The organism is Pseudoalteromonas sp. NZS127_1 (assembly GCF_015864295.1).
Classification (GTDB): domain Bacteria; phylum Pseudomonadota; class Gammaproteobacteria; order Enterobacterales; family Alteromonadaceae; genus Pseudoalteromonas; species Pseudoalteromonas arctica.
This window is the reverse complement of sequence record NZ_JADYXO010000044.1, coordinates 1-7,693: the sequence shown is the minus strand read 5'-3', so window position 1 is coordinate 7,693 and position 7,693 is coordinate 1. Positions and strand designations below refer to the sequence as shown.

General features: G+C 40.1%; 8 protein-coding genes. 2 read left to right on the top strand and 6 right to left on the bottom strand.

All coding sequences use genetic code 11. The annotated features are described in order from the left end of the window. Positions 1-206: 206 nt before the first annotated feature. From tyrA to ffh, 6 genes are all read right to left on the bottom strand, one after another. On the bottom strand, positions 207-1,340 hold the full coding sequence (gene tyrA, locus I6F50_RS19955) for a bifunctional chorismate mutase/prephenate dehydrogenase (protein WP_165729153.1): 1,134 nt from the start codon (positions 1,338-1,340) through the stop codon (positions 207-209). Between the two features lie 235 nt (positions 1,341-1,575). Beyond that, complete coding sequence (rplS, locus tag I6F50_RS19950) at positions 1,576-1,935, bottom strand: 50S ribosomal protein L19 (RefSeq protein ID WP_007581406.1); 360 nt, start codon at positions 1,933-1,935, stop codon at positions 1,576-1,578. Between the two features lie 33 nt (positions 1,936-1,968). Continuing rightward, the gene (gene trmD / locus I6F50_RS19945) at positions 1,969-2,736 is read right to left on the bottom strand and encodes a tRNA (guanosine(37)-N1)-methyltransferase TrmD (RefSeq protein WP_165729152.1); all 768 of its coding nucleotides are present in this window, start codon (positions 2,734-2,736) and stop codon (positions 1,969-1,971) included. Beyond that, the gene (gene rimM / locus I6F50_RS19940; RefSeq protein ID WP_010554631.1) at positions 2,736-3,272 is read right to left on the bottom strand and encodes a ribosome maturation factor RimM; all 537 of its coding nucleotides are present in this window, start codon (positions 3,270-3,272) and stop codon (positions 2,736-2,738) included. Before rimM ends, trmD begins: the two co-directional genes overlap by 1 nt. A 17-nt stretch (positions 3,273-3,289) precedes the next feature. Continuing rightward, positions 3,290-3,538 (bottom strand): 30S ribosomal protein S16, encoded by a 249-nt coding sequence (gene rpsP, locus I6F50_RS19935; protein ID WP_002962192.1) that lies wholly within the window; start codon positions 3,536-3,538, stop codon positions 3,290-3,292. A gap of 260 nt (positions 3,539-3,798) precedes the next feature. Then, entirely contained in the window at positions 3,799-5,178 is a 1,380-nt protein-coding gene (gene ffh, locus I6F50_RS19930) for a signal recognition particle protein (RefSeq protein ID WP_007581399.1), read from the bottom strand. A gap of 253 nt (positions 5,179-5,431) precedes the next feature. On the opposite strand from ffh, the gene I6F50_RS19925 reads away from it, so the two are divergent. Both I6F50_RS19925 and I6F50_RS19920 read left to right on the top strand, forming a co-directional pair. Next, positions 5,432-6,238, top strand: coding sequence for an inner membrane protein YpjD (locus I6F50_RS19925; protein WP_024593585.1), 807 nt, complete (start codon positions 5,432-5,434; stop codon positions 6,236-6,238). 61 nt (positions 6,239-6,299) lie between these two features. Then, positions 6,300-7,568 carry an HlyC/CorC family transporter gene (locus I6F50_RS19920; RefSeq protein ID WP_024593584.1) on the top strand — a complete coding sequence of 423 codons (1,269 nt, stop codon included), beginning with the start codon at positions 6,300-6,302 and terminating at the stop codon, positions 7,566-7,568. Positions 7,569-7,693: the final 125 nt, after the last annotated feature.

The following is a 7,693-nucleotide window of genomic DNA, read 5'->3' as shown; positions in this document are numbered from 1 at the left end:
TTGTTCTATATTCACAAAAAAATCCGTAGTTAGTTTCCTAACTACGGATTTTGCATGATCGTTTGGATCGGTCAACCGGTCATTTTCTTAACTGATCGGCATTAGCCGATATCGGCCCTTTTTCGTTAACTAGTACCAGTCTGCATAAATATTTTAGCAATTTAACGAATTAAATCCCCATACTTAAGCAAACGGTATAACAAATATTAATCTAAAACTTTTGAATCATTCGCTTTATTTAATAAGCTCCTGCTTTGCGTTAAAAAGTGTTCTGTCGAGTCAGAAAAGTAAACTTTAGCCTCAGCAAAAGAGTCAATAAGCGCTGCTTTATCTCCCGCTTTTAATTTTGCTAATGTACTTGCGAAGGTATCTTGGTACTGTGCAAGTAAGGTTTCTACATCATCGAATTGTGCTAGCATAATATCTGAGTAAAGCTCAGGCGACTGCGCAAATAAACGCCCTACCATCATCAGTTCTAATTGATATATAGGTGACGAGCAGCTACGTAATTCTTCTAGTGTATGACTTTGTTTTGCTAGAAATTGTCCGTACACAAATGTCGTTAAATGGCGCATTACCTGAATAATTTGCATTGCTTCATCATGCTTTTTAGCATCAAGTTCAACAAGCTGACAACCCCATACTTGTAACTGCTGTAACAAACCTTTTGCCGCTTGGTGTTCTCGCCCTTCACATACAACAACTGTTTGTTTTACCCAGTGTGATATATCAGGCCCAAACATAGGATGTAAACCAACCACAGGGCCACTGTGCGCAGCTTTTAGTGCTTTAATAGGCGATTGCTTTACCGATGTAATATCAACTAGTAAACAGTCTTCATCTAGTTTAGGTAACTTAGCAACGACAGCGTCCAATGCATTAATAGGTACGCTAATCATTACCAGCTTGGCACCTTTTAAAATACTTTTAGCATCGTTTTGCTGATCTTTATCTAAAATTTTAACTTCGTAACCTGAGCGAATAAACTGCTGTGCAAATAACTGGCCCATGGCACCTTGACCACCCACAATCACAATTGGCGAAAGCTCTGGCGCTGCGCATGCAAGTTTTGCTTGTTGGTTTTGATAGGCTTCTCGCATCATGCGTCTTAGTATATCTTCAACGAGATCTGGGCTTACATTTTGATTTATTGCTTCTTGTCGTCTTGCCGCTAATAGCTCTGCTTCACGGACAGGTGCATGTAAAGGCGCGCCTGTTTGTTGTTTTATCTCACCAATTTTTTGCGTAATACCATTACGTTTAGCGAGTAAGGCAACAAGTTGTGCATCGCATTCATCTATACCTTCTCTTAGCTGTGCTAAATCACTTATGTCAGCCACGTTCGTCCCACCTTAAAAAACCAAATAACGTAAATATAAATTTACATAAAAGTAAACTAATCAATACGATAAATACTAACAGGATCAGCTAACTGAGAAAAGGCTAAAGAGGAAATTTTACTAATGAGGAATTGAGAATTGAGAATTGAGAATTGAGAAAATAATATTCTAAAACCAAAACGGGTTGCAACCCGAAGGATGCAACCCGTTTTTTTGCGTTGATAAACAGCGCGTATTAGTTAAGTTTTTCTCTAATACGTGCAGATTTACCAGAACGCTCACGTAGATAGTAAAGCTTAGCACGGCGAACTGCACCGCGACGCTTAACTGTTACGCTATCAATAAGAGGGCTGTGCGTTTGGAATACACGCTCAACGCCTTCACCGTTCGAGATTTTACGAACTGTGAATGCTGAGTGAAGACCACGATTACGCTTAGCGATTACAACACCTTCAAAGGCCTGTAGACGCTCTTTAGCACCTTCTTTTACTTTTACCTGTACAACCACTGTATCACCAGGGCCAAATGCAGGTACGTCTGTTTTAAGCTGCTCATCTTCAAGCGCTTTAATAATATTTTGGTTTACTTTTGCCATTATGTTTCTCACTTTCCTAGGTGTAACTGTCTTCTAGCCACAAGCTTTTTGGTACTCTTGCTGAAATTTCGCGAGTAATACCGCTTGCTCCTCAGTCAGAGCTAGGTTATGCAACAAGTCAGGACGTCGTAACCAAGTTCTGCCTAATGACTGCATAAGCCGCCATTTTGCTATCTCTTGGTGGTTACCACTGAGTAATACAGCAGGAACCTGTTTGTCGTCCAATGTTTCTGGTCGTGTATAGTGTGGACAATCTAACAAGCCATCCGAAAATGAATCTTGTTCCGCTGACTGGTTATGACCTAACACACCTGGCACTAATCGCGCTACTGCGTCAATTAATGTCATGGCAGGTAGTTCACCACCACTCAAAATAAAATCACCAATTGACCATTCTTCGTCAACATATGATTCTATTATTCTCTCATCTATACCTTCATAGCGACCGGCAATCAAAATCAGTTTTTTAGAGCTAGCGAGTTCGCTAGCACCTTGCTGATCAAGTTTGCGCCCTTGCGGGGACATATAAATTACTTTAGCACCATCACCAGCTGCTTTTTTAGCTTCGGCAATCGCTTTTTTTAATGGCTCAACCATCATTAACATACCAGGTCCGCCCCCGTAAGGACGGTCATCTACGGTTCTATGCTTATCTAAAGCGTAGTCTCGTGGATTCCAGCAGTTAAAATCAATTAAGCCATTTTTTACTGCGCGACCAGTAACGCCTTGGTCTGTAATAGCGTCAAACATGTCTGGAAAAAGGCTTATCACCCCTACCCATAATGAACTAGTTTGCGTCATTAAAAACCAGGATCCCAGTCTACGGTAATTTCTCTTGCGTCGTATTTAACTTCTTTAATAACTGAATCAGTTAAAAAAGGAATCAAACGCTCAGCTTGACCAAATGCGTCTTTACTGTTTGCTTTAACAACCAGTACGTCATTTGATCCTGTCTCCATCAGGTCATCAACAATGCCTAAGCTATAACCTTTATCGGTTACAACAGACATGCCAATGAGATCTCGCCAATAGAACTCACCTTGCGGGAGTTCTGGTAAATGCGCTGCATCCATTGAGATTTCTGCATGGGTATAAGCCATTGCTTCGTCTCGGTCGTTTACCTGCGCAAATTTAGCGATAAAGCCTTTGTTGTGGCGACGCCAGTCGACCACTTCTAAGGACTGCCATTTACCTTGCTGCCCTATCAACCACGGGCTGAAATCGAAGATCCCTACGGGATCATCAGTAAATGAATGTACCTTAAGCCAGCCCTTTATACCATATGGGGCACCGAGCTTTCCTACGACAATTATTGATGAGGTGTTCTCTTGACTCATGGTTACACTTACGCCTATTAAGCCGCTTTACGAGCGTCTTTTACTAACTTAGCTACGCGATCTGAAAGAGATGCGCCCTGACCTACCCAGTGTTCAACACGTGGTAAATCTAAACGAATTTTTTCTTCTTGACCTGAAGCAATTGGGTTAAAAAAGCCTACTTTCTCGATGAAGCGACCGTCACGCGAGAAACGGCTATCCGCAACCACAATTTGATAGAAAGGGCGTTTTTTAGCGCCACCACGTTGCAAACGAATAGTTACCATACCGTCCTCTATAAAGATTGACTGTTTTCATTAATAAGATTTACTCCCCAGAATGGGGAGCTGGGGAATTGTACGAGTTTTTGGCAATAACGCAAGTAAGAAGTGAACCAAAAAGGCAGTTTAGTAGGTTAAACCGTGATCTCAACGACAAATAAGAGTTAAAGGTGTATTACATGCATAATTTATTCAACAAAAAAGGAGCTATTTGCTCCTTTAAATATGATTCGCTATTATTTTAAAAAGTAACTTAATGGTACTTTTTAAAATTTAGGACCGCCGCCGCCCATCATTCCAGGTGGTAACATGCCTTTCATACCGCGCATCATTTTAGTCATGCCGCCTTTACCTTTCATTTTTTTCATCATTTTTTGCATTTGCGTAAACTGCTTAAGCAACTTATTAATCTCTTGTACTTGTGTACCAGAGCCAGCTGCTATGCGTTTTTTACGCGAACCTTTAATGATTTCTGGGCGTGCACGCTCTTTTTTAGTCATAGAGCTAATAATAGCTTCCATTTGGATAAATGTTTTATCACCCATTTGACCTTTAACAGCATCTGGTAAGTTAGACATACCAGGGAGCTTATCAAGCATTGACATCATGCCACCCATGCTTTTCATTTGCTTTAATTGGTCAGCAAAATCATCAAGAGTAAAACCTGCGCCTTTAAATACTTTTTCAGCAACTCTAGCAGCTTGCTCTTTATCTACTTTCATCTCGACTTCTTCGATTAATGAAAGTACGTCACCCATGCCTAAAATACGCGACGCTATACGGTCTGGGTGGAAAGGTTCAAGTGCGTCAGTGCGCTCACCCACACCCATAAACTTGATAGGCTTGCCAGTGATGTGACGAATAGATAAAGCAGCACCACCACGCGCATCACCATCGGTTTTTGTTAATATAACACCGGTAAGTGGTAATGCTTCGTCGAATGCTTTAGCTGTATTCGCCGCATCTTGACCTGTCATTGCATCAACAACGAACAAGGTTTCAATTGGATTGATTGCTTTATGAAGATCTTTAATTTCATCCATCATGTTGCTATCAACATGTAGACGACCTGCAGTATCAACAAGTACTACATCTATAAATTTCTTTTTAGCATGAGAAATTGCAGCGGTTGCAATATCAACTGGCTTTTGCGAAATATCACTTGGGAAGAAATCAACATCAACTTCTGCTGCAAGCGTTTCTAGCTGTTTAATCGCCGCAGGACGATAAACATCGGCACTTACTACAAGTACTGATTTCTTTTTTCGCTCTTTTAAAAACTTAGCAAGCTTAGCTACACTGGTGGTTTTACCCGCACCTTGTAGACCCGCTACCATTACAACGGCTGGCGGTTGCGCATTTAGACTTAGCTCTTCATTAGCCTCGCCCATTGCTTTTTCTAGTTCTTCACGCACTATTTTTATAAATACTTGGCCTGGGCTTAAGCTTTTTGTAACTTCAACCCCAACTGCGCGTTCTTTAACTTGTTTTACAAAGTCGCGAACAACAGGCAATGCCACATCGGCTTCTAAAAATGCCATACGCACTTCGCGAAGTGTGTCTTTTATGTTGTCTTCCGTCAGACGGCCACGGCCACTGATATTTTTTAAGGTTTTACCTAATCGTTCTTGGAGGTTCTCAAACATGTAACGGTTCCGATAAGACGTTTATATCAATCCATTTAAATTTTACGATTAATTTGATTTTTCAATTAACCTAGATTGACTTATTAAGTTTCAATTAAAAGTAGTATACCGTATATGGCGTCTTACAATATAGTGTTCAAGTGCACCTTGATGAGTTTCTTTTTTTAAGGTCTATGCATTTGCTTTGCTATAAAATACAATGGCTATATAACAACAAGGTTTATTTTGTCTCAAATTAAGTGGCCCAAGCACAATGCTGATTATTAGTTTAACTATTATTGCCAGTTTATTTTATGTGTTAGCAACGTCTCACGTGCTTTCACGCCTGTTTCATCAACAAGGCCCAAGCCAAAAAGTAACTGTTATTTTAAGCACGGTTGCTATAGTGGCGCACATGCTGCTGTTAGTTAACTCTGTTTTTAGAGCCGACGGTCAAGATTTAAGTATCGTAAACGTCGCTCTTTTGACGTGCTGGGTGATTGTGGTCTCGGTGACGGCTGTCTCGCTAAAATTCCCTGCAACTTTATTGTTGCCCGTTGTTTATGGTTTTGGTGCCTTACTAACCATTGCCAGTTTATTTATACCTCATCATATTTTATTGCAAAGTATCAATATTGAGGTGGGTTTAGTAACGCACATCTCTTTATCTTTGTTAGCCTACTGTATTTTAATTATCGCTACTTTATACGGTGTACAGTTTTACTTTATTGATAAACGTTTAAAACGTAAAGATTTAGCAATTGTACATAGCCATCTTCCGCCTTTAATGGTTGTGGAGCGCCAGCTTTACCAACTTCTTAATTTAGGCACTATATTACTCACATTTGCATTACTTTCAGGGTTTGTATTTCTTGATGGAATGTTCGCTAAAGAGTTCATTCATAAAACAATATTATCGTTAGTTGCGTGGGCTATTTTTGCCGTTGTAGCTATCGGGCATATGAAAAAGGGTTGGCGCGGTAAACCGGTGGTTATTACAATCATGGTCGCTGCATTTGTCCTCACACTCGCTTATTTTGGCAGCCGTTTCATACAAGAAGTGATACTAAATAAGTTTTAACTTGACTCTGCTTGCTCACTCTAGCTTAATACGCATTGATTTATAAGAAAAGGATCCATCGTTGGACGACATATCGACAAGTACCCTATTTATCATTTTAGGTTTTTTGGTGCTTTTTTCTGCTTATTTTTCTGGTTCAGAAACCGGAATTATGTCAATCAATCGTATACGCCTGCGACACCTCGCTAAAGAGGATCATCGTGCAGCTAAACGAGTCAGTAAATTACTTAGCCGTCCAGATAGGCTCATCGGTTTAATTTTAATCGGTAATAATCTTGTTAATATAGCAGCAGCCCAAGTTGCAACCATTATAGGTATTCGCCTTTACGGTGACCTAGGTATTGCTATAGCAACGGGCGTGTTAACTCTAGTTGTGCTTATATTTGCCGAAGTAACACCTAAAACCCTTGCTGCCCTCTACCCTGAAAAAGTTGCTTTTCCAAGTTCAATAATACTTAAGGGATTACTAAAAATTCTGTTCCCTTTTGTCGTGGTTATTAACTGGATGACAAACGGTATACTGCGGTTATTTGGTATTAGTGCTGCTCAAATCGACGAACACAGCATGAGTAAAGAAGAATTAAAAACAGTACTCAATGAGTCAGGCGCACTTATTCCTGCTCGTCATCAAAGTATGCTGACTTCAATTTTAGATTTAGAACAAGTAACCGTTGAAGATATTATGATCCCACGAAACGAAATTGTGGCCATTGATATTAATGACGATTGGAAACTAATTAGTCGCCAGCTTACCCATGCGCAACATACTCGTGTGTTGTTGTATCGCGATAATATAGATGATGCAGTAGGTTTTATTCACTCACGTGATGCGCTTCGTCTACTTACAAAAGAGCAATTTGATAAACCCTCTTTGCTACGGGCTGTACGTGAAATTTACTTTATCCCTGAAGGAACATCACTAAATACTCAGCTATTAAAGTTTCAGCAATCTAAAGAACGCATAGGCTTAGTGGTAGATGAGTATGGCGACATCCAAGGCCTAGTGACCCTAGAAGATATTTTAGAAGAAGTTGTTGGCGATTTTACAACTACGCAAACTCGTACGCCGAGCGAAGAAGTAGAAACACAAACTGATGGCTCATGTATTGTGGATGGCGGCGCTAACGTACGCGATTTAAATAAAGAAATGGGTTGGGATTTCCCGCTCGATGGACCTAAAACTTTGAGTGGTTTAATTGTTGAATACTTGGAGAATATTCCTGATGCAAATATTAGTCTGCGTATCGCGGGATATCCTATTGAAGTACTCGAAGTAAAAGAAAATATGATAAAACAAGTGAAGATACTGCCGAATAAGCGTTCTCGCTAAATAAAAAAGGAGCCAATTGGCTAATGCCGATCAGTTAAGAAAATGACCGGTTGACCGATCCAAACGATCATGCAAAATCCGTAGTTAGGAAACTAACTACGGATTTTTTTGTGAATATAGAACAA

Excerpts from the sequence above, each read along its gene's own strand:
- trmD (WP_165729152.1), bottom strand. The coding sequence starts at position 2,736 with ATGACGCAAACTAGTTCATTATGGGTAGGGGTGATAAGCCTTTTTCCA.
- rplS (WP_007581406.1), bottom strand. The coding sequence starts at position 1,935 with ATGGCAAAAGTAAACCAAAATATTATTAAAGCGCTTGAAGATGAGCAG.
- rimM (WP_010554631.1), bottom strand. The coding sequence starts at position 3,272 with ATGAGTCAAGAGAACACCTCATCAATAATTGTCGTAGGAAAGCTCGGT.
- rpsP (WP_002962192.1), bottom strand. The coding sequence starts at position 3,538 with ATGGTAACTATTCGTTTGCAACGTGGTGGCGCTAAAAAACGCCCTTTC.
- ffh (WP_007581399.1), bottom strand. The coding sequence starts at position 5,178 with ATGTTTGAGAACCTCCAAGAACGATTAGGTAAAACCTTAAAAAATATC.
- I6F50_RS19925 (WP_024593585.1), top strand. The coding sequence starts at position 5,432 with ATGCTGATTATTAGTTTAACTATTATTGCCAGTTTATTTTATGTGTTA.